The 20,742-nt window shown below is 41.2% G+C and carries 15 protein-coding genes, 9 tRNA genes and 3 rRNA genes; 25 read left to right on the top strand and 2 right to left on the bottom strand.

The genetic code is table 11. The features are described 5' to 3' along the window. Positions 1 to 37: 37 nt before the first annotated feature. The 18 genes from I5435_RS20710 to tsaD all read left to right on the top strand — a co-directional run bounded on the left by I5435_RS20710 (position 38) and on the right by tsaD (position 10,061). Positions 38 to 499 (top strand): SprT family protein, encoded by a 462-nt coding sequence (locus tag I5435_RS20710; RefSeq protein WP_337982900.1) that lies wholly within the window; start codon positions 38 to 40, stop codon positions 497 to 499. A 91-nt stretch (positions 500 to 590) separates the two neighbouring features. After that, a tRNA-Asn gene (locus I5435_RS20705) sits at positions 591 to 667 on the top strand. Position 668: 1 nt separating this feature from the next. Beyond that, positions 669 to 740, top strand: a tRNA-Glu gene (locus tag I5435_RS20700). Positions 741 to 767: 27 nt separating this feature from the next. Next, positions 768 to 843 (top strand) — tRNA-Asp (locus I5435_RS20695). A gap of 5 nt (positions 844 to 848) precedes the next feature. After that, a tRNA-Gln gene (locus tag I5435_RS20690) sits at positions 849 to 923 on the top strand. Between the two features lie 13 nt (positions 924 to 936). Further along, a tRNA-Lys gene (locus I5435_RS20685) sits at positions 937 to 1,009 on the top strand. 69 nt (positions 1,010 to 1,078) lie between these two features. Continuing rightward, positions 1,079 to 1,164: transfer RNA gene (locus I5435_RS20680), tRNA-Leu, on the top strand. A 24-nt stretch (positions 1,165 to 1,188) separates the two neighbouring features. Next, positions 1,189 to 1,265, top strand: a tRNA-Arg gene (locus tag I5435_RS20675). A gap of 18 nt (positions 1,266 to 1,283) precedes the next feature. After that, positions 1,284 to 1,357 (top strand) — tRNA-Gly (locus I5435_RS20670). Positions 1,358 to 1,567: 210 nt separating this feature from the next. Beyond that, a 16S ribosomal RNA gene (locus tag I5435_RS20665) occupies positions 1,568 to 3,119 on the top strand. 365 nt (positions 3,120 to 3,484) lie between these two features. Beyond that, a 23S ribosomal RNA gene (locus I5435_RS20660) occupies positions 3,485 to 6,412 on the top strand. A gap of 65 nt (positions 6,413 to 6,477) precedes the next feature. Beyond that, positions 6,478 to 6,593: ribosomal RNA gene (gene rrf / locus I5435_RS20655) — 5S ribosomal RNA — on the top strand. Together the 16S, 23S and 5S rRNA genes with 9 tRNA genes alongside form the textbook arrangement of a ribosomal RNA operon. Positions 6,594 to 6,730: 137 nt before the next feature. Further along, positions 6,731 to 6,806, top strand: a tRNA-Asp gene (locus I5435_RS20650). 192 nt (positions 6,807 to 6,998) lie between these two features. Next, a complete protein-coding gene (locus I5435_RS20645; RefSeq protein ID WP_024363923.1) occupies positions 6,999 to 7,328 on the top strand; it encodes a hypothetical protein in 330 nt (109 codons plus the stop codon). Between the two features lie 112 nt (positions 7,329 to 7,440). Further along, a complete protein-coding gene (gene tsaE, locus I5435_RS20640) occupies positions 7,441 to 7,893 on the top strand; it encodes a tRNA (adenosine(37)-N6)-threonylcarbamoyltransferase complex ATPase subunit type 1 TsaE (RefSeq protein ID WP_231785209.1) in 453 nt (150 codons plus the stop codon). Beyond that, entirely contained in the window at positions 7,890 to 8,600 is a 711-nt protein-coding gene (gene tsaB, locus I5435_RS20635; protein ID WP_024363925.1) for a tRNA (adenosine(37)-N6)-threonylcarbamoyltransferase complex dimerization subunit type 1 TsaB, read from the top strand. Before tsaE ends, tsaB begins: the two co-directional genes overlap by 4 nt. Next, positions 8,590 to 9,042 (top strand): ribosomal protein S18-alanine N-acetyltransferase, encoded by a 453-nt coding sequence (rimI, locus tag I5435_RS20630; RefSeq protein WP_024363926.1) that lies wholly within the window; start codon positions 8,590 to 8,592, stop codon positions 9,040 to 9,042. The genes tsaB and rimI overlap by 11 nt, the downstream gene beginning before the upstream one ends. Continuing rightward, complete coding sequence (gene tsaD, locus I5435_RS20625; protein ID WP_029747360.1) at positions 9,042 to 10,061, top strand: tRNA (adenosine(37)-N6)-threonylcarbamoyltransferase complex transferase subunit TsaD; 1,020 nt, start codon at positions 9,042 to 9,044, stop codon at positions 10,059 to 10,061. The genes rimI and tsaD overlap by 1 nt, the downstream gene beginning before the upstream one ends. A gap of 645 nt (positions 10,062 to 10,706) precedes the next feature. Here tsaD and I5435_RS20620 read toward each other — a convergent pair. After that, a complete protein-coding gene (locus tag I5435_RS20620; protein ID WP_108031199.1) occupies positions 10,707 to 12,650 on the bottom strand; it encodes an ABC transporter ATP-binding protein in 1,944 nt (647 codons plus the stop codon). 295 nt (positions 12,651 to 12,945) lie between these two features. Here I5435_RS20620 and I5435_RS20615 point away from each other — a divergent pair, with 295 nt between their 5' ends. The 3 genes from I5435_RS20615 to tatC all read left to right on the top strand — a co-directional run bounded on the left by I5435_RS20615 (position 12,946) and on the right by tatC (position 14,755). Next, complete coding sequence (locus I5435_RS20615; protein ID WP_024363929.1) at positions 12,946 to 13,581, top strand: redox-sensing transcriptional repressor Rex; 636 nt, start codon at positions 12,946 to 12,948, stop codon at positions 13,579 to 13,581. 116 nt (positions 13,582 to 13,697) lie between these two features. Further along, a complete protein-coding gene (locus I5435_RS20610; protein WP_024363930.1) occupies positions 13,698 to 13,913 on the top strand; it encodes a twin-arginine translocase TatA/TatE family subunit in 216 nt (71 codons plus the stop codon). Positions 13,914 to 13,933: 20 nt separating this feature from the next. Further along, on the top strand, positions 13,934 to 14,755 hold the full coding sequence (gene tatC / locus I5435_RS20605) for a twin-arginine translocase subunit TatC (RefSeq protein ID WP_024363931.1): 822 nt from the start codon (positions 13,934 to 13,936) through the stop codon (positions 14,753 to 14,755). A 38-nt stretch (positions 14,756 to 14,793) separates the two neighbouring features. On the opposite strand, the gene I5435_RS20600 is transcribed toward tatC, so the two are convergent. Further along, the gene (locus I5435_RS20600; protein WP_024363932.1) at positions 14,794 to 15,558 is read right to left on the bottom strand and encodes a CPBP family intramembrane glutamic endopeptidase; all 765 of its coding nucleotides are present in this window, start codon (positions 15,556 to 15,558) and stop codon (positions 14,794 to 14,796) included. A gap of 173 nt (positions 15,559 to 15,731) precedes the next feature. Between I5435_RS20600 and groES the strand changes: the two genes are divergently transcribed. The 4 genes from groES to I5435_RS20580 all read left to right on the top strand — a co-directional run bounded on the left by groES (position 15,732) and on the right by I5435_RS20580 (position 20,701). Continuing rightward, the gene (gene groES / locus I5435_RS20595; protein ID WP_024363933.1) at positions 15,732 to 16,016 is read left to right on the top strand and encodes a co-chaperone GroES; all 285 of its coding nucleotides are present in this window, start codon (positions 15,732 to 15,734) and stop codon (positions 16,014 to 16,016) included. Between the two features lie 56 nt (positions 16,017 to 16,072). Further along, a complete protein-coding gene (gene groL, locus I5435_RS20590; protein WP_024363934.1) occupies positions 16,073 to 17,707 on the top strand; it encodes a chaperonin GroEL in 1,635 nt (544 codons plus the stop codon). 269 nt (positions 17,708 to 17,976) lie between these two features. Beyond that, positions 17,977 to 18,663 carry a response regulator transcription factor gene (locus tag I5435_RS20585; protein WP_024363935.1) on the top strand — a complete coding sequence of 229 codons (687 nt, stop codon included), beginning with the start codon at positions 17,977 to 17,979 and terminating at the stop codon, positions 18,661 to 18,663. Then, complete coding sequence (locus I5435_RS20580) at positions 18,650 to 20,701, top strand: HAMP domain-containing sensor histidine kinase (RefSeq protein WP_337982899.1); 2,052 nt, start codon at positions 18,650 to 18,652, stop codon at positions 20,699 to 20,701. Before I5435_RS20585 ends, I5435_RS20580 begins: the two co-directional genes overlap by 14 nt. Positions 20,702 to 20,742: the final 41 nt, after the last annotated feature.

Here is a 20,742-nt window from a genome sequence, read left to right as displayed (position 1 = left end):
GCGCAGTGTGGTATTCTTATTGTTAGAGGTGATGAAATTGAACAATGAGGAACTGCAACAGCTTGTAAGTCGAATTTCATTAGAAAGTTTTCATAAACCCTTTATGCATCGTGCATACTTTAATCCAAGGTTACGTACAACAGGTGGGCGTTATCTTTTGCAATCCCACCATATTGAAATCAATCCAAAGGCGTTTGAAATATATGGTGTTAGAGAGGTAGAGGGAATCATTCTTCATGAATTATGTCATTACCACTTGCACCTTGAAGGAAAGGGCTATCAACATCGAGATAAAGATTTTCGAGCGTTGTTAAAAAAAGTGAATGCCCCTCGATTTTGTTCAGCGTTGCAAATACCTAAATCTCGTAGCCAAAAACAGCGCCCTCACTATACATATGAATGTATACAATGTCACCAAAGGTATGTTAGAAAAATTAGATTCAATGTGAACAGATACTGTTGTGGCAAGTGTTCAGGGCAATTAATGATAGTTGAGTAAAAAAACTTTTAAAAAAGTGTTGACGTTTATTCAGCTAATCCCTATAATAGTAAAAGTCGACAAGATAAAGCCGACAACACAATATGATTATTCCGAAGTAGCTCAGTTGGTAGTAGCACCTGACTGTTAATCAGGTTGTCGCAGGTTCGAGTCCTGCCTTCGGAGCCATGGCCCCTTGGTCAAGCGGTTAAGACACCGCCCTTTCACGGCGGTAACACGGGTTCGAATCCCGTAGGGGTCATTTTCATAAATAGATAATTGTAACATTGGTCCCGTGGTGTAGCGGTTAACATGCCTGCCTGTCACGCAGGAGATCGCCGGTTCGATCCCGGTCGGGACCGCCACTTATTGGGGTATAGCCAAGCGGTAAGGCAACGGATTTTGATTCCGTCATGCCTAGGTTCGAATCCTAGTACCCCAGCCATTCATTTCTTAATGAGCCATTAGCTCAGTTGGTAGAGCATCTGACTTTTAATCAGAGGGTCGAAGGTTCGAGTCCTTCATGGCTCATCTTTTTTAAGAAAAAGGTTGAAAATTCGAATTATCATTGTATAATAAGAAGGTTCCTATTTTTTGAATGCGGTCGTGGCGGAACGGCAGACGCGCTAGGTTGAGGGCCTAGTGGGGGCAACCCCGTGGAGGTTCAAGTCCTCTCGGCCGCACCAAGTCAGTTCAGTTATTTAACACATGCGCCCGTAGCTCAATTGGATAGAGCGTCTGACTACGGATCAGAAGGTTGTGGGTTCGACTCCTGCCGGGCGCGCCATAATACATTTTAATAATTGCGGGTGTAGTTTAATGGTAAAACCTCAGCCTTCCAAGCTGATGTCGTGAGTTCGATTCTCATCACCCGCTCCAAAAAATATTTAAAAAATTGTTGACATCATTAACGAAAGATGTTAAGATGTAAAAGTCGCTGAAACAAACGGCAACAAAATGAACCTTGAAAACTGAACAAGCAAAACGTAATCAATATAGTTTTTACTAGCTAACTTTGTTAGTGAACGAAACAAAATTTTGGACATCAAAATTGATGCCAGCAAAACAATTTGAGCTAATCAAATTTCTTTTATGGAGAGTTTGATCCTGGCTCAGGACGAACGCTGGCGGCGTGCCTAATACATGCAAGTCGAGCGAACTGAGAAGGAGCTTGCTCCTTTGACGTTAGCGGCGGACGGGTGAGTAACACGTGGGCAACCTACCCTATAGTTTGGGATAACTCCGGGAAACCGGGGCTAATACCGAATAATCTCTTGTCTCTCATGGGACAATACTGAAAGACGGTTTCGGCTGTCGCTATAGGATGGGCCCGCGGCGCATTAGCTAGTTGGTGAGGTAACGGCTCACCAAGGCAACGATGCGTAGCCGACCTGAGAGGGTGATCGGCCACACTGGGACTGAGACACGGCCCAGACTCCTACGGGAGGCAGCAGTAGGGAATCTTCCACAATGGGCGAAAGCCTGATGGAGCAACGCCGCGTGAGTGAAGAAGGATTTCGGTTCGTAAAACTCTGTTGTAAGGGAAGAACAAGTACAGTAGTAACTGGCTGTACCTTGACGGTACCTTATTAGAAAGCCACGGCTAACTACGTGCCAGCAGCCGCGGTAATACGTAGGTGGCAAGCGTTGTCCGGAATTATTGGGCGTAAAGCGCGCGCAGGTGGTTTCTTAAGTCTGATGTGAAAGCCCACGGCTCAACCGTGGAGGGTCATTGGAAACTGGGAGACTTGAGTGCAGAAGAGGATAGTGGAATTCCAAGTGTAGCGGTGAAATGCGTAGAGATTTGGAGGAACACCAGTGGCGAAGGCGACTATCTGGTCTGTAACTGACACTGAGGCGCGAAAGCGTGGGGAGCAAACAGGATTAGATACCCTGGTAGTCCACGCCGTAAACGATGAGTGCTAAGTGTTAGGGGGTTTCCGCCCCTTAGTGCTGCAGCTAACGCATTAAGCACTCCGCCTGGGGAGTACGGTCGCAAGACTGAAACTCAAAGGAATTGACGGGGGCCCGCACAAGCGGTGGAGCATGTGGTTTAATTCGAAGCAACGCGAAGAACCTTACCAGGTCTTGACATCCCGTTGACCACTGTAGAGATATGGTTTTCCCTTCGGGGACAACGGTGACAGGTGGTGCATGGTTGTCGTCAGCTCGTGTCGTGAGATGTTGGGTTAAGTCCCGCAACGAGCGCAACCCTTGATCTTAGTTGCCATCATTTAGTTGGGCACTCTAAGGTGACTGCCGGTGACAAACCGGAGGAAGGTGGGGATGACGTCAAATCATCATGCCCCTTATGACCTGGGCTACACACGTGCTACAATGGACGATACAAACGGTTGCCAACTCGCGAGAGGGAGCTAATCCGATAAAGTCGTTCTCAGTTCGGATTGTAGGCTGCAACTCGCCTACATGAAGCCGGAATCGCTAGTAATCGCGGATCAGCATGCCGCGGTGAATACGTTCCCGGGCCTTGTACACACCGCCCGTCACACCACGAGAGTTTGTAACACCCGAAGTCGGTGAGGTAACCTTTTGGAGCCAGCCGCCGAAGGTGGGATAGATGATTGGGGTGAAGTCGTAACAAGGTAGCCGTATCGGAAGGTGCGGCTGGATCACCTCCTTTCTAAGGATATTTTCGGAATACAAACCTTGGGTTTGTAAGATTACGTTTTGCGTTCAGTTTTGAAGGTTCATCATTACGATGAAATACTTCAAAACTGTGCTCCTGTCGCTACGCTTTTGTCGCAAATTTGCGAAGAAGTAGAAGCAGGTAGTGAATTTGTTCTTTGAAAACTGGATAAAACGACATTGAAATTGTAACAAACACATTTATTTTTTAAGTTTTTTATAGGCTTAATAACGAAATAGGGTTTCAAGACACAAGCAGTTCTAGGAAGCGAACGAGTGAATGAAGGAGCGTACTTACGTACGTGACTGATTGAACGAGAGAAGCTGACAACGAAATGCGCAGTGGATTGGAAGCCGATAGGTTAAGTTATTAAGGGCGCACGGCGAATGCCTTGGCACTAGGAGCCGAAGAAGGACGGCACTAACACCGATATGCTTCGGGGAGCTGTAAGTGAGCTTTGATCCGGAGATTTCCGAATGGGGGAACCCACTACGTTTAATCGCGTAGTATCTTGACGTGAATACATAGCGTCTTGAAGGCAGACCCAGGGAACTGAAACATCTAAGTACCTGGAGGAAGAGAAAGAAAAATCGATTCCCTGAGTAGCGGCGAGCGAAACGGGAAGAGCCCAAACCAAGAGGCTTGCCTCTTGGGGTTGTAGGACACTCTATACGGAGTTACAAAGGAATGAGTTAGATGAAGCGACTTGGAAAGGTCCGCCAGAGCAGGTAAAAGCCCTGTAGTCGAAAGTTCGTTCCCTCCAGAGTGGATCCTGAGTACGGCGGAACACGTGAAATTCCGTCGGAATCCGGGAGGACCATCTCCCAAGGCTAAATACTACCTAGTGACCGATAGTGAACCAGTACCGTGAGGGAAAGGTGAAAAGCACCCCGGAAGGGGAGTGAAAGAGATCCTGAAACCGTGTGCCTACAAGTAGTTAGAGCCCGTTAATGGGTGATAGCGTGCCTTTTGTAGAATGAACCGGCGAGTTACGATTACGTGCGAGGTTAAGCTTTAGAAGGCGGAGCCGCAGCGAAAGCGAGTCTGAATAGGGCGAATTAGTACGTGGTCGTAGACCCGAAACCAGGTGATCTACCCATGTCCAGGGTGAAGGTGAGGTAACACTTACTGGAGGCCCGAACCCACGCACGTTGAAAAGTGCGGGGATGAGGTGTGGGTAGCGGAGAAATTCCAATCGAACTTGGAGATAGCTGGTTCTCTCCGAAATAGCTTTAGGGCTAGCCTCGTGATGAGAATACTGGAGGTAGAGCACTGTTTGGACTAGGGGGCCATCCCGGTTTACCGAATTCAGACAAACTCCGAATGCCAGATATTTATACACGGGAGTCAGACTGCGAGTGATAAGATCCGTAGTCAAAAGGGAAACAGCCCAGACCACCAGCTAAGGTCCCAAAGTAATCGTTAAGTGGAAAAGGATGTGGCGTTGCACAGACAACCAGGATGTTGGCTTAGAAGCAGCCATCATTTAAAGAGTGCGTAATAGCTCACTGGTCGAGTGACGCTGCGCCGAAAATGTATCGGGGCTAAACGATTCACCGAAGCTGTGGATTGACATCTACGATGTCAGTGGTAGGAGAGCGTTCTAAGTGCGTTGAAGTCAGACCGGAAGGACTGGTGGAGCGCTTAGAAGTGAGAATGCCGGTATGAGTAGCGAAAGACGGGTGAGAATCCCGTCCACCGTATGACTAAGGTTTCCTGAGGAAGGCTCGTCCGCTCAGGGTTAGTCGGGACCTAAGCCGAGGCCGATAGGCGTAGGCGATGGACAACAGGTTGATATTCCTGTACCACCTCCTCACCGTTTGAGAAATGGGGGGACGCAGTAGGATAGGGTAAGCGCGCCGTTGGTTGTGCGCGTCCAAGCAGTAAGGCGTGTGTGTAGGCAAATCCGCACACTGTAACGTTGAGCTGTGATGGCGAGTCCGTATGGACGAAGTTCCTGATTTCACACTGCCAAGAAAAGCCTCTATCGAGGTGAGAGGTGCCCGTACCGCAAACCGACACAGGTAGTCGAGGAGAGAATCCTAAGGTGTGCGAGAGAACTCTCGTTAAGGAACTCGGCAAAATGACCCCGTAACTTCGGGAGAAGGGGTGCTCTTGAGCGTGCAAGCGCATGAGAGCCGCAGTGAATAGGCCCAGGCGACTGTTTAGCAAAAACACAGGTCTCTGCAAAACCGTAAGGTGACGTATAGGGGCTGACGCCTGCCCGGTGCTGGAAGGTTAAGAGGAGTGGTTAGCGCAAGCGAAGCTGCGAATTGAAGCCCCAGTAAACGGCGGCCGTAACTATAACGGTCCTAAGGTAGCGAAATTCCTTGTCGGGTAAGTTCCGACCCGCACGAAAGGCGTAACGATCTGGGCACTGTCTCAACGAGAGACTCGGTGAAATTATAGTACCTGTGAAGATGCAGGTTACCCGCGACAGGACGGAAAGACCCCGTGGAGCTTTACTGTAGCCTGATATTGAATTTTGGTACAACTTGTACAGGATAGGTAGGAGCCAGAGATCTCGGAGCGCCAGCTTCGAAGGAGGCGTCGGTGGGATACTACCCTGGTTGTATTGAAATTCTAACCCATGCCCCTTAGCGGGGCAGGAGACAGTGTCAGGCGGACAGTTTGACTGGGGCGGTCGCCTCCTAAAAGGTAACGGAGGCGCCCAAAGGTTCCCTCAGAATGGTTGGAAATCATTCGTAGAGTGTAAAGGCACAAGGGAGCTTGACTGCGAGACCTACAAGTCGAGCAGGGTCGAAAGACGGGCTTAGTGATCCGGTGGTTCCGCATGGAAGGGCCATCGCTCAACGGATAAAAGCTACCCCGGGGATAACAGGCTTATCTCCCCCAAGAGTCCACATCGACGGGGAGGTTTGGCACCTCGATGTCGGCTCATCGCATCCTGGGGCTGTAGTCGGTCCCAAGGGTTGGGCTGTTCGCCCATTAAAGCGGTACGCGAGCTGGGTTCAGAACGTCGTGAGACAGTTCGGTCCCTATCCGTCGTGGGCGTAGGAAATTTGAGAGGAGCTGTCCTTAGTACGAGAGGACCGGGATGGACACACCGCTGGTGTACCAGTTGTCTTGCCAAAGGCATCGCTGGGTAGCTATGTGTGGACGGGATAAGTGCTGAAAGCATCTAAGCATGAAGCCCCCCTCAAGATGAGATTTCCCATTACGCAAGTAAGTAAGATCCCTCAAAGACGATGAGGTAGATAGGTTCGAGGTGGAAGTGTGGTGACACATGGAGCTGACGAATACTAATCGATCGAGGACTTAACCAAAAGTTTGAAACATTCAATGAACCGTTTATCCAGTTTTGAAAGAACAACCTTTCAATTAAATACTGTCTAGTGATGATGGCAAAGAGGTCACACCCGTTCCCATACCGAACACGGAAGTTAAGCTCTTTAGCGCCGATGGTAGTTGGGGGCTTCCCCCTGTGAGAGTAGGACGTCGCTAGGCAATTCAAACAGTTAGCCTTGTGCTGGCTGTTTTTTTATTGCCAGATTAGAGGTATTCTTTACTATTTTTTAATAAGTAAATAAAAATAGTATTGTAATTTTATATTTTTTGTGTTATATTTATAAATGTCTTAAAGAGGTCCCGTGGTGTAGCGGTTAACATGCCTGCCTGTCACGCAGGAGATCGCCGGTTCGATCCCGGTCGGGACCGCCATTTATATGAAATTACAGTTCTTATGATTTTTATTAATCATAAGGGCTTTTTTATTTGAGTGCGTATGAAATCGCCAATAAAACAATGGAATCGCCAATAGCTTCATGAAAATAGAGGATACTAAAAGATATGCACTAAATCGTTGTCCAGTGCATATGTATAGACAGTATGAGTTTTTGCAAGGACGGAGGTATGTCCATAGCTTTTCGTTTCGGTATCTATTGGTTAATCTTTATACTTAAGGTTGCTTGTGGAGTACCCATTATTGATATTGAGGAATCAAATTCATATCATTGGCAAAAAAATATGAATGAACATGAATTTGCGCAACTGAAACAAGGTATGACGTATATGGATGTAGTTAAAATTGCTGGTGGGGACGCTAGTGAGATGATTGAAAGTAATTATTATCGTTGGAATGATGAAATCCTTATGACACAAGCCTACATAATTCAATTTAAAGATGATAAATTAGTAAATAAAGAGGTTATTGCTGTAAAGGGATATTCAACAAGAGAGTAGACACGTCTTCAATCAGAAGGACGTGTTTATTTTTTTGAAATTCACTGGATGCTTTGAACATTTGCTTGTGTTTCGGTAAACTAGAAGTAATGAGCTAGGAGAGGACATAGAGATGATATTTGAAAAAATAATGAATTCACTAGAGGATACAGAACGCTTTGCCATTAAGTTAGCAAATTTACTGATGGCTCAAGATACAATTACATTAGAAGGGGATTTAGGGGCTGGGAAAACCACATTTACAAAGGCATTAGCAAAAGGGCTAGGAGTAACAAGAACGGTTAATAGCCCTACTTTTACTATTGTAAAACAATATGAGGGACGTTTACCTTTTAATCATTTAGATGTATATCGCTTGGCAGAAAGCGATGAGGACCTTGGCTGGGATGAGCTATTTTACGGTGATGCGGTATCTGTTGTTGAGTGGGCCCATCTAATTGAACAGGATTTACCAAAGGAACGTTTAGGAATTAAAATATATCGTATTGGTGAAAACGAAAGACGATTTGTGTTAATGCCTTATGGAAAGAGATACGAGGCACTATGTGAGGAGCTAATGAGATGATTTGGTTGGGAATTGAAACAGCTAATGCGCCACTTTCTGTTGCAGTTGTAAAGGACGGAAAAGTGATGGCCGAGGTTGTACAAAATATAAAATTAACGCATTCTGCAGGAGCCATGCCAGCAATTGAAACGATACTAGCAAATGTAGGTGTAAAGCCAAATGAACTAGATGCAATTGCTGTATCAGAAGGACCTGGATCTTATACAGGCGTGCGCATTGGTGTAACGCTTGCTAAAACATTAGCGTGGACGCTTCAAAAGCCATTAGTCGGTGTTTCAAGCTTAAAAGTTTTAGCAGCAAATGCAGCACTTTTTGATGGACTAATTTGTCCTATCTTTGATGCACGTCGGGGCAATGTATATACTGCTGTTTATAAAGGAACAAAACTGGATGTGGTTATAGAAGACTATCATGATCATATAGAGGCACTGTTAACACGTTTGGAAGCTTTAAACGCGCCTATACTATTTGTAGGGGCTGATGTCGATGTATTTTGGGATAAAATTGTTGAAGTTCTTGGAGTAAACGCGTGTCGTGCAGCTCTTCATGAGGACTTGCCACGAGCTAGTGCAGCCATTCTTTTAGCGAGCGCAGAAGAGCTACCGAGTATCGAGGCAGTTCACCATTTTACTCCGCAATATAAACGCATTGCTGAGGCTGAAGCGAATTGGTTAAAGGAGCAAAAGGAGAAGACACATGAGCAGTAATATCGTATATCGTAAAATGGTGTCAGAGGATGTTCCAGCGGTATATGCGATTGAGCTTGCTACATTTCCTACACCATGGACATTGGATTCTTTTTACTATGAGATGCATGAAAATCAATATGCACACTATGTTTTAGCAGTAGATGAAAACAATACTATAATTGGTTTTTGTGGCATGTGGATGGTTATAGATGCGGCGCAAATAACCAATGTGGCTGTTTTAGAGACGGCTCGTGGACAAGGAATCGGAGAAGGCTTAATGCGGGAAGCGATGCGTATTGCACGTGAGCATGGAATGGACGTGATGAGCCTAGAGGTACGTGAAACCAATACTGTGGCGCAAAACCTTTACCGCAAGCTAGCATTTCAAGATGGTGGCATACGCAAAGGATACTATACAGATAACGGGGAGGATGCCCTAGTCATGTGGGTGAATTTATAATGGAAAATCGAGTTATATTAGCAATTGAATCGAGCTGTGATGAAACAGCAGCCGCGATTATTCGTAATGGTTCTGAAATTGTTTCAAATGTGGTAGCTTCACAAATTGAAAGCCATAAGCGATTTGGTGGTGTTGTACCAGAAATTGCATCACGCCATCATGTCGAACAAATTACTATTGTTATTGAAGAGGCGCTAAAACAAGCGAATATGAAGCCCTCTGACTTAGATGCAGTAGCTGTTACAGAAGGACCTGGTCTTGTAGGAGCACTTTTAATTGGCATTAATGCTGCAAAGGCGTTTGCCTTTGCCAATAATATACCGATTTTAGGTGTGCATCATATTGCTGGACATATTTATGCTAACGCACTTGTTCAACCGATGGAATTTCCACTTCTAGCCCTTGTTGTGTCAGGGGGACATACAGAGCTTGTTTATATGAAAGAGCATGGTTCGTTTGAAGTGATTGGCGAAACACGAGATGATGCAGCAGGTGAAGCATACGACAAAGTTGCACGCGTGCTAGGCTTACCATATCCTGGAGGTCCTCGTATAGATCAGTTAGCACATGAAGGGCAAGAAGCCGTTGCTTTTCCTCGTGTATGGCTTGAAGAAGGCTCGTATGATTTTAGCTTTAGTGGCTTAAAATCGGCAGTTATTAACTATAAGCACAATATGGATCAACGTGGTGAAGAAATATCACCAACTGCAGTTGCAAAGGGCTTTCAGGAAAGTGTAGTGGAAGTTCTAACAGCTAAAACATTGCGTGCAGCGCGGGAGTATAATGTTAAACAAGTCATTGCAGCTGGTGGAGTAGCTGCGAATAAAGGACTGCGCACATCCCTTGAAACGGTTTTCGCAAAAGAGGGAATTCCATTTTTTGTACCGCCATTGAAATTGTGTACAGACAATGCAGCAATGATTGGAGCAGCCGCAACACCAATGTTTGAAGCTGGTATTCGTGGAAATATGATGATGAATGGTCGCCCGGGTATGGAATTAAAATCGTGGGTTGACTAAGAGATTGAAAAGAGGAGGCTCAAGTTATTCGGGCTTCCTCTTTTTTTACGTATAAAATCTTGAATATTGTAAGAATATATATATTTATAATAGAAAAAGAATAATTGACAAATTATTCAGAAAATTATCCACAGAACGTGTGAAAAAAACATGTGAAAAAACTGCGAACATTCGTACTTATGCACAAAATGTGGATAACTTGTGCATAAGTTGTGATTATTCTATATATAGTAGCGTATTTTACACAAAACTATGTGGATTAAATAATTTGAAATTGTGGACAGTGTGGAAAAGTCTGTTGATATGTTGATATTACTAGTTTTATAGTGTGAATAAAGTTGTGGGCATTTTTTGTCGAAAAATAGCACTTGACCAATATATATGAAAAATTAAGGCGAGTAAAGAAAAAAGCCATATGACAAGCATATGGCTAAAGGTGCCAGGTACTAAAACAATTCTGAAAATTATGAGGAAAAATCCACGGCAGAACGTAAGACGAAGGCATTCCGCGCGATAGCGAGGGTTGCGGCTTACGTGTGTGCCCGCGGAAAGCGAAGTGGATTTTTAAGATTTAGGAGCTTATATTATGCAAGGTATTTATGTTTAGTGCCAAGTACTTAAAAGATTATACAGTTGCTATACGATTTACAAAATAATATTTTCTAATTCTTCATTTAGCTCAAGCCATTCCATTTCAATGACTTCGTGCTGTTCTTTAACAGTAGCTAACTCATTTTGTAGTTGTGTAATTTTCTCATGGTCTGTGAAAATTTCAGAATCGCAAAGTGCTTCTTCTAAACGAGCAATTTCTACTGAAGCTTTTTGCATGTTGACTTCTAGCTCTTCAATAGTTCTTCTAATTTGGCGTTCACGCTTTTTTGCCTCTTTATCAATTGTTGAAGTAGAGGTCTTTTCAGATGCTGTTGATTGTAGTTGTGACTGAGAAGCTGCTTTCATTTGAGCAATTTCGTAAAGCTCCTGTTTTTTCTCAAGATAATAATCATAATCACCTAAATACTCAAAAGAACCTTCTCCAGATAGCTCAACAACTTTGGTAGCAATTCGGTTAATGAAATAACGGTCATGTGATACGAAAAGGAGCGTTCCAGGATAATCAATTAGGGCATTTTCTAGCACCTCTTTACTATCCAAATCTAAATGGTTGGTAGGCTCATCGAGAATTAAGAAATTCGCTTTTTGCATCATTAACTTTGCCAATGCCAGTCGAGCTTTCTCACCACCAGATAAAGAGTTTACCGTTTTATCCACATCTTCGCCGCTGAATAAAAAGCGACCAAGTACAGTGCGAATATCTTTTTCATTCATTAATGGCCATTCATCCCATAGTTCCTTTAAAACGCTCTTGTTGCTAGATAGTTTCGCCTGTTCTTGATCGTAATAGCCAATTTGCACATTAGTACCATAGCGGATTTCCCCTGCAAGTGGGGACAAATCTTTTACTATGGTTTTTAATAATGTGGATTTGCCCACCCCGTTTGGTCCGACTAATGCGATGCGGTCTTCACGAAAAGTTCGTAGTGTTATGCCACTAGAAATTTGCTTGTCACCGTAGCCAACAGCTAAGGCATCAATAGAAAGTACATCATTTCCACTTTGCCGTTCAATTGTAAAACCGAAGCTAGCGGACTTTTCATCTCCTTCAGGGGAGTCCATCCATTCTGTGCGTTCAAGCATTTTGCGTCGGCTTTGTGCCATTTTGGTCGTCGAGGCACGGGCAATATTTTTTTGAATAAAATCCTCTAGCTTGGCTTTCTCATCTTGTTGGCGTTCAAACATTTTCATATCGCGCTCATAGTTTTTTGCTTTCTCATCTAAATAGGCACTATAGTTGCCTGTATATTTTGTGACGCGATGGCGAGATACTTCATAGACGATAGAAACAACTTGATCTAAGAAATAACGGTCATGGGAAACAATTAAAATAGCGCCTTCATAGCCTTTTAAATAATTCTCTAACCAAGATAGCGTTTCAATATCTAAATGGTTGGTAGGCTCATCGAGAACTAATAAATCGGGCTTGCTTAGTAGCAGCTTAGCAAGAGCTAGACGAGTTCGCTGGCCCCCTGACAAGGAGCTAATTGGTTTTTCATAATCCTCTGGGTAAAATTGCATTCCATGAAGAACAGAGCGTGTATCAGACTCGTACTGATAGCCACCTGCATCTTTAAAATCATGTTGTAATTGGTCATATTCGGACATTATCTTTGTATACATGTCAGAGTTATCATAAACGGCTGGATTAGCCATTTGTTGTTCAAGGGAACGTAATGCTTTTTCTTGTGAAAGAAGCGGTTCGAAAATTGTCATCATTTCGTCCCAAATTGACAACGTAGAATTTAGTCCAGCATGTTGTTCCAAATAGCCGACTTGTACACCTTTTGGAATGATAATATCGCCAGCATCATATGACAATTGACCAGCAATGATTTTTAGTAAAGTGGATTTACCAGCACCGTTACGTCCTACTAATGCGACACGATCACGATGTTGAACTTCTAGTTTTACGCCACTTAAAATTTCATCGGCAATAAAGGATTTATATAGTTGATTGACTTGTAATACAATCATTCTTGACACCTCAATTCATTCTTAGTGTAAATGATGAGGGATTTGCTTGCAATGTCAGTGCTTTACTTATTCCAAGCTGTCATGTAAGATTGAAACGATTTCTCTTTAGTTAGTGGCGTAAAAAACGCCGTTAACTAAAGGGAAATCCACCAGTGGATGTCACAGATTACCGCATAAGCTTGGAAAATATCTGGACGCAATTACACAGTGATGTAATTGATTTGTATAAGCATGTTTCAAAAGAATATTCAAATGCACTTCTGTGGATTTGATGTGTTTATAAGGAGGAAAAAGTTTGAAACAAGAAGTGAAAATTCCACAAGCCACAACTAAAAGACTTCCTCTTTACTATCGATTTATCCAAAACTTTGCGCAAGAAGGAATGGAACGTATTTCATCGAAGGAATTGAGCGAAGCGATGAAAATCGACTCTGCAACGATTCGTCGTGATTTCTCTTATTTTGGTGCGCTTGGGAAAAAGGGATATGGCTACGATGTACAACATCTATTGACATTTTTTAGTCAAACACTAGATCAGCATGAAACAACAAAAGTAGCATTAATCGGTGTGGGGAACTTAGGTAATGCCTTTTTAAAGTATAATTTCCAGAAAAATCATAATACGCACATTGTGGTGGCATTTGATTCGAAGGCGCCTAAGGAAGGGAAAATGATCAGCAATATTCCTGTGTATCATCCCGATTTACTAGAAGAAAAGTATGCTGAATACGGGGCAGACCTAGCTATTTTAACAGTATCTTCACGCTCTGCTCAGAAGATGGCGGATCGCTTAGCTGCAATGGACGCAAAAGGTATTTTAAACTTTACACCAGAGCGAATTACTGTACCCGATTCTATGAAATTATTAACAATAGATTTATCAGTTGAATTGCAAGCGCTTATTTATTTAATAAGAAATAGCGATAAATAAGTGCATTCACAATTTTGTAAACAGTTACAATTGATGGCGTTCAAACTATCTAAATAAATTCGCCAAACCTAAAAATTTAAGTTAAAATGATATATATATAAGAGGAGGTGGCTGTAATGGTTGTGCACTTAAGTGCTATTACACCAGTTGGCCTAGTTATTATCGGTGTGGTTGCAATTTTAATTTTCGGACCAAAGAAATTACCAGAGCTAGGTAAAGCTATGGGTTCTACACTTCGCGAATTTAAAAATGCAACAAAAGGTCTAGCTGATGACGATGATGATGCAAAAAAGAAAGTAATTGAACATAAAGAAAATGATAACGTTAAGTAAGTTAAGGATGTCAATTTAATATGAATCCAAGAGAATTAACTGTTACAGAGCATTTAGTAGAACTAAGGAAACGGCTCTTTATTTGTGCTGTTTTCTTTGTTATTGCACTTATTGTTGGCTTTTATCTAGCTGAACCAATTATTAAATATATTCAATATAGTAAAGAAGCAGAGCAACTAACTTTAAACGCGTTTAATGTGACCGATCCTCTTGTTATTTACCTACAAGTGACGGTTTTTGTAGCGTTCGTTTTAAGTTCACCATTGCTTCTTCATCAAATTTGGTTGTTTATCACACCAGGTTTACATGAGACAGAACGTAAGGCTACTTTAAAATATATTCCTTATTCGTTTATTCTATTTATAGCAGGTGCATCATTTTCTTATTTTGTGTTGTTCCCATATGTTATGCATTTTATGATGGGCTTATCTGCGGATTTAGAAATCAAACAAACAATAGGAATTAACGCATATTTTTCATTTTTGTTTCGCCTAGTTATGCCTTTCGGAATCGTTTTTCAGTTACCTGTTGTAACGTTATTTTTAGCACGTTTAGGTATATTAAATCCTGAATTAATGGTGAAGTTCAGAAAATATGCATATTTCGTGTTAGTTGTGATAGCGGTATTCCTTGCACCACCCGACTTTATTTCAAATGTTATTGTAGCAATTCCGCTATTTGTAATTTATGAGATTAGTATTATTATAGCGCGCAGGGGCTATCGTAAATTTTTACAAGCTGAAGCAATGCAGTTAGAGGAAGAACGGATAGCAGCAGAACGTGAGCAAGTGGAGCGTTTGTTGGCTGAGCAAAAACGACAAATAGAAGAAATGAATGACTAATTTAAAAAGCTGGATGTGATGATCACATCCAGCTTTTTTTATTGCATTTTTTGCAGTTCTTGTAAAAACTTTTGCAACGGTTCAGCGTTTAATTGGATAAGCGTTACAAAGCCATTTAGCATAATGTGCGCGATAATTGATGTCCATATCCGTTTTGTTTTGTGGTATAGGAAAGCAAAGATTAAACCACAAATGGTATACAACAGGATGTGTGAAAAATCAAAATGAATCAGTGCGAAGAAAATAGCACTAACAATGGCCGCCACCCAGAAATTCGTCGTTTGAACAAGTGAGCCGAAAATAACGCGACGGAAGACAAATTCCTCTAAAATGGGACCAAAGACAACAATCGCTAAAATGGCAATGGGTGCACCTTTAGCTATCGCTACGATATCAGCAGTGTTTTGTGAGCCACCCTCGATTCCAAAAACAGCCATTTCAATAGCCGCTCCAATCATTTGACCGAAGAATACAAGGAAGAAACCTAAAACGCCCCACATAATTGTAAGCGGGATAGACTCTTTTTTACCTTGATAGACATCCCAAAACGTTTTATCGCGAGTGGTTAAAATTAAACTTATAATCAATGCAATCGCAAAACTGAGTGCGATATACCAGCCTTGTGTGATAGGAGCTGCTTGTTCGTGAGATAAGCCTGTTGTATTCATCACGAATTGATGGAACGGTAAAAGCAACCATCTACCTGATACTTGCATGATAATGTAAACGATTAAAACGTAAAGAGCAGTTTTTTTATGCTGAACGCTTTTTAGAGAATTATTCACAGTCAAAATCCTTTCCATTCATAAGCTTCCTTTCTATTGTAGAGGAATATGGAAAGAAAACAAAATTTTTCGAAGTTCTCGCTTGCAAAAAAAGAATTGATTGATTATCATAATAAATGTATTAGCACTCGTTGATATAGAGTGCTAATAAACTTTCAACTAATATTTAAATTAATAGGAGGTTGTTTTACTTGTTAAGACCACTAGGAGATCGTATTGTCATCGAACTAATCGAGGTAGAAGAAAAATCTGCATTTGGGATTGTACTACCAGACTCTGCAAAAGAAAAACCGCAAGAAGGTAAAGTAGTAGCAGTTGGGACAGGTCGTGTTTTAGAAAACGGACAACGTGTAGAGCTTGACGTTAAAGTTGACGACCACATTATTTTCTCTAAATACGCAGGTACAGAAGTTAAATATGAAGGCAATGAATACTTAATCTTACGCGAAAGCGATATTCTTGCAATTATTGGATAATTATTATTATATGAATCAAGCTTAACGAATATTCCATTTCAGGAGGGTAAATTCAAATGGCAAAAGACATTAAATTCTCAGAAGAAGCTCGTTCATTAATGCTTCAAGGTGTAGATAAATTAGCAAACGCAGTGAAAGTGACATTAGGTCCTAAAGGTCGTAATGTCGTGTTAGAAAAAAAATTCGGCTCACCATTAATTACAAATGATGGTGTAACAATTGCAAAAGAAATTGAACTTGAAAATCCATACGAAAACATGGGTGCAAAATTAGTAGCAGAAGTTGCTTCTAAAACAAATGAAATTGCTGGTGATGGTACAACGACTGCAACAGTTCTTGCTCAAGCCATTATCCGTGAAGGTTTGAAAAACGTAACAGCTGGTGCAAACCCTGTTGGCATCCGTAAAGGGATTGACAAAGCGGTAGCAGCAGCGCTGACAGAATTACACAGCATTTCTCGTCCGGTAAGCAACAAAGAAGAGATTGCACAAGTTGCGGCAATTTCAGCGGCAGACGACGAAGTAGGCCAACTAATTGCAGAAGCAATGGAACGTGTTGGTAATGATGGTGTTATTACAATCGAAGAATCTAAAGGTTTCACAACGGAGTTAGATGTAGTGGAAGGTATGCAATTCGATCGTGGTTATGCATCACACTATATGGTAACAGATACAGATAAAATGGAAGCCGTTCTTGAGAACCCATACATTTTAATTACAGATAAGAAAATTACAAATATCCAAGAAGTTTTACCACTATTAGAACAAGTGGTACAACAAGGTCGTCCACTTTTAATGATCGCAGAAGACGTTGAAGGTGAAGCTCTTGCAACGCTTGTTGTAAACAAACTACGCGGTACATTCAACGCTGTAGCAGTAAAAGCGCCAGGTTTCGGTGACCGTCGTAAAGCAATGCTAGAAGATATTGCAATCTTAACAGGTGGTCAAGTAATTACAGAAGAATTAGGTTTAGACCTTAAAACAGCTGATATTACATCACTAGGCCGTGCAGCGAAAGTTGTTGTCACAAAAGACAACACAACAATCGTAGAAGGTGTTGGCGGCGCAGATGCAATCGAAAGTCGCGTAGGCCAAATCCGTGCACAACTTGCTGAAACAACTTCAGAGTTCGATAAAGAAAAATTACAAGAGCGCTTAGCGAAATTAGCTGGTGGTGTAGCAGTGATTAAAGTTGGTGCTGCAACAGAAACAGAACTAAAAGAGCGTAAACTTCGCATTGAAGATGCACTGAACTCAACACGTGCAGCAGTTGAAGAAGGTATTGTATCAGGTGGTGGTACTGCACTTCTAAACGTCTATGCAGCAGTTGAAAAAGCAGCTGACGCATTTGATGGCGATGTAGCAACTGGTGTAAAAATCGTACTTCGTGCGTTAGAAGAGCCAGTTCGTCAAATCGCAAACAATGCAGGTCTTGAAGGTTCTATCATTGTAGACCGTTTAAAACGCGAAGAAATCGGTGTTGGTTTCAACGCAGCAACAGGCGAATGGGTAAACATGATGGAAGCAGGCGTAGTAGACCCAGCAAAAGTAACACGTTCAGCACTACAAAACGCAGCTTCTGTAGCAGCTTTATTCTTAACAACAGAAGCGGTTGTAGCAGATATTCCAGAACCAGCAGCACCAGGCATGCCTGATATGGGCGGTATGGGTGGCATGGGCGGCATGATGTAATAAGCCGTCAGCCCCTTGCTAGAAGGGTTTGTAATAGGTGAAATGCTAGGATTTTAACGAAGCCTCTCATAAGTTCATGGAACTTGTGAGAGGCTTCTTTTTTTGTATGTCCATGAAAACAGTTCTGGACAATGATCGTACATAGGAAACAATAAGAAAATCTTAAGAATTGGTGCATGAGTTTGTTAAGATTTAGTTAGTATTATATTTTTATACGAATCCAATAGGAGTGATTACAGGAACCTAAAGAGATGGAGGATTGAATGTAGTTGAACATTTTGATTTGTGATGATGATAAAGAAATTGTAAGGGCAATAAGCGTTTATTTAGAAAATGAGGGATATAAAGTATTTAAAGCGTACAATGGTGTGGAGGCAATTGATCTTATTCAAGAGCAAGTGATTCACCTAATTATTATGGATATTATGATGCCAAAAATGGATGGCATTACGGCGACCATGAAGATTCGGCAAGATAATATGATTCCATTAATTATGCTTTCTGCTAAGTCGGAGGATTATGATAAAATACTCGGATTAAATATTGGTGCAGATGATTATATGGCAAAGCCGTTTAATCCATTAGAACTGGTCGCTCGAGTAAAATCACAGTTAAGAAGGTATACGGCATTTGGCAGTCTGGAAGTAAGTAGCCATATTTTCCAAACGGGTGGTCTTATGATTGATGATGAAAAGAAAGTCATTACGGTTGATAAACAAGCTGTTCATTTGACCCCAGTACAGTATAAAATTTTAAAGCTACTTACAGCCAATACTGGAAGAGTATTTACCATTGAAGAGATTTATGAAAAGGTGTGGAATGAAAGCGCCGTTAACCCAGAAAATACGGTGGCAGTCCATATTCGGAAAATTCGAGAAAAAATTGAAATTAATCCGAAAGAGCCGAAGTATTTAAAAGTTGTGTGGGGAGTTGGGTATAAAGTTGAGAAATATTAGTCATGCACTGATTACAAAAGTGATTGTGTTTCTAATTGCTATCGCTTGTTTAACGGGTACAGCGAAGGCTATTATGGGCATGGAATTAAATGATGTTTATCTTAGTAATATCAATGAAGATAATTACTTTGAAAGTCAAGTATTCGCTGATGAAAGTTATAGTGTTATCAGCTCCTTAGCACAATTAATCGGACAATATAAAAGTGAAGAATATATTTTAAGTGGTAAGGCACTAACAAATGAAGACATAACTGCAATCGAAGAAGAACTATATAATAATTTTCAGTATTCATCCAAGTATAATCCGAATTTGACTGAATTGGAATATAGACGCATATATCAAGAAGAATATGCGGATGAATTGAACAGTAAAAAAGAAGAAAGCATGAGACAACAAGTACGGGTTTTTTATCGTTTACTCAACACTTTAGAAGCATCTGAAGGAATCGTCTATTATGCAAGTGACGGTGAACATATCTTCTCCAATAGTGAACTAAATAAAAAAGAACAATTTACATCATTTGGCGCATATATGCTAGTTGATGATTATCAACAGAAGCTGTATCCAAAAGAAGTAGGGAAAAGTAAGTACGTAGATTATGTTACACAAGAAGTTGAGCAGTTAAATCCACAAACAGACGTTATTTATGTGGCGTTTGAAGAATCTTTCTTACAGCAAAAAATGCAGGAATGGCAAAAAGATAAAGAGATTGCCAAACGTTTACTGAATGAGTTTATGTTCTATCTAGCAGGATTTATTGTATCTTTTGTTTATTTAATAATTGTTATTGGCAGAACGTCATTCAAAGATAAAGAACTGCATTTACATGTTATGGACAAATTATATAATGATTTAAATATTGTAATCGTCGTATGTTTAATCTCTATGTGGATGGCTATGATTATTGAAGTGTTACGCAAGATGAACTTGCTTCTGACGGTGCCTATTTTTATAATTGCTTTGTTACTAGTCTTATCACTCGTAAAGCATATTAAAAATCGAACATTACTGCAGCACACACTTATCTATCAAATTATTAAAAAATGTTTTATTGTGGTGAAAAACATTTTTGATAATGGGAGTATAGCGGTAAAAATTGTGTTACTTGTTATCGGCTATCCTTTAATAGTAGTGGCTACATTTTTTATGTTTCCTATTACACTAGGCGTAGCAGCCTGGTTGGCAATGAAAAAAGTGAAATCGTTTAATCGCATTAAAGAGGGTGTAGAGCAGATTAAAAATGGTGACCTTCATCATCGAATTGAAGTAGATGGAAAAGGGGAGTTTAGCCAACTTGCCATGAATATTAATAGCATTACCGATGGTTTAAAAAAGTCGGTGGATAGTGAAATCAAGAGTGAGCGTTTAAAAACAGAGCTTATTACGAATGTTTCGCACGATATCAGAACGCCATTAACGTCTATTATTACGTATGTCGATTTATTAAGAATCGAAAAAGACCCGGAATTAATTGCTGAATATATTGATGTATTAGATCAAAAATCGAAAAGGCTCAAGCTTTTAACGGACGACTTGTTTGAAGCGGCTAAAGCGTCAAGTGGCAGTATGCCTGTTCAATTAGAACGAATTGATATCGTTTCGTTACTAAAACAAGGCATAGGAGAGATGGATGAGAAAATCGAAGCAGCATCCTTAGATTTTAAGTTAGCCCACCCAACAGAAAAAGTCTATGTGAAGGCTGATGGTAAGCTTCTATGGCGCGCCATTGAAAACTTATTTTCGAATATTTTTAAATACGCGCTGCCTGCATCTAGAGTATATATTGATGTTGAAGATTTAGGTAATGAACTACAAGTAACATTTAAAAATATTTCAGCGTATGAATTAAATATTTCAGTCGATGAGCTTATGGAACGTTTTACACGCGGAGATGAATCTAGATCGAGTCAAGGTAGCGGATTAGGGTTATCGATAGCTGAAAGCCTTATTCAAATCCAAGATGGAAAGTTCTTCGTTCAAGTAGATGGCGATTTATTTAAGGCGATGATTTACCTTCCAAAATTTCAAAATGAATAAAATAGTGAAGGAATAGGATGCATAAAGTGTGTCCTATTCTT

The organism is Lysinibacillus sp. C5.1 (assembly GCF_016350185.1).
Lineage (GTDB): Bacteria > Bacillota > Bacilli > Bacillales_A > Planococcaceae > Lysinibacillus > Lysinibacillus sphaericus.
This window is presented reverse-complemented; position numbering and strand designations above follow the sequence as displayed.

Excerpts from the sequence above, each read along its gene's own strand:
- I5435_RS20645 (WP_024363923.1), top strand. The coding sequence starts at position 6,999 with ATGTCCATAGCTTTTCGTTTCGGTATCTATTGGTTAATCTTTATACTT.
- tsaE (WP_231785209.1), top strand. The coding sequence starts at position 7,441 with ATGATATTTGAAAAAATAATGAATTCACTAGAGGATACAGAACGCTTT.
- tsaB (WP_024363925.1), top strand. The coding sequence starts at position 7,890 with ATGATTTGGTTGGGAATTGAAACAGCTAATGCGCCACTTTCTGTTGCA.
- rimI (WP_024363926.1), top strand. The coding sequence starts at position 8,590 with ATGAGCAGTAATATCGTATATCGTAAAATGGTGTCAGAGGATGTTCCA.
- tsaD (WP_029747360.1), top strand. The coding sequence starts at position 9,042 with ATGGAAAATCGAGTTATATTAGCAATTGAATCGAGCTGTGATGAAACA.
- I5435_RS20620 (WP_108031199.1), bottom strand. The coding sequence starts at position 12,650 with ATGATTGTATTACAAGTCAATCAACTATATAAATCCTTTATTGCCGAT.
- I5435_RS20610 (WP_024363930.1), top strand. The coding sequence starts at position 13,698 with ATGGTTGTGCACTTAAGTGCTATTACACCAGTTGGCCTAGTTATTATC.
- tatC (WP_024363931.1), top strand. The coding sequence starts at position 13,934 with ATGAATCCAAGAGAATTAACTGTTACAGAGCATTTAGTAGAACTAAGG.
- I5435_RS20600 (WP_024363932.1), bottom strand. The coding sequence starts at position 15,558 with ATGGAAAGGATTTTGACTGTGAATAATTCTCTAAAAAGCGTTCAGCAT.
- groL (WP_024363934.1), top strand. The coding sequence starts at position 16,073 with ATGGCAAAAGACATTAAATTCTCAGAAGAAGCTCGTTCATTAATGCTT.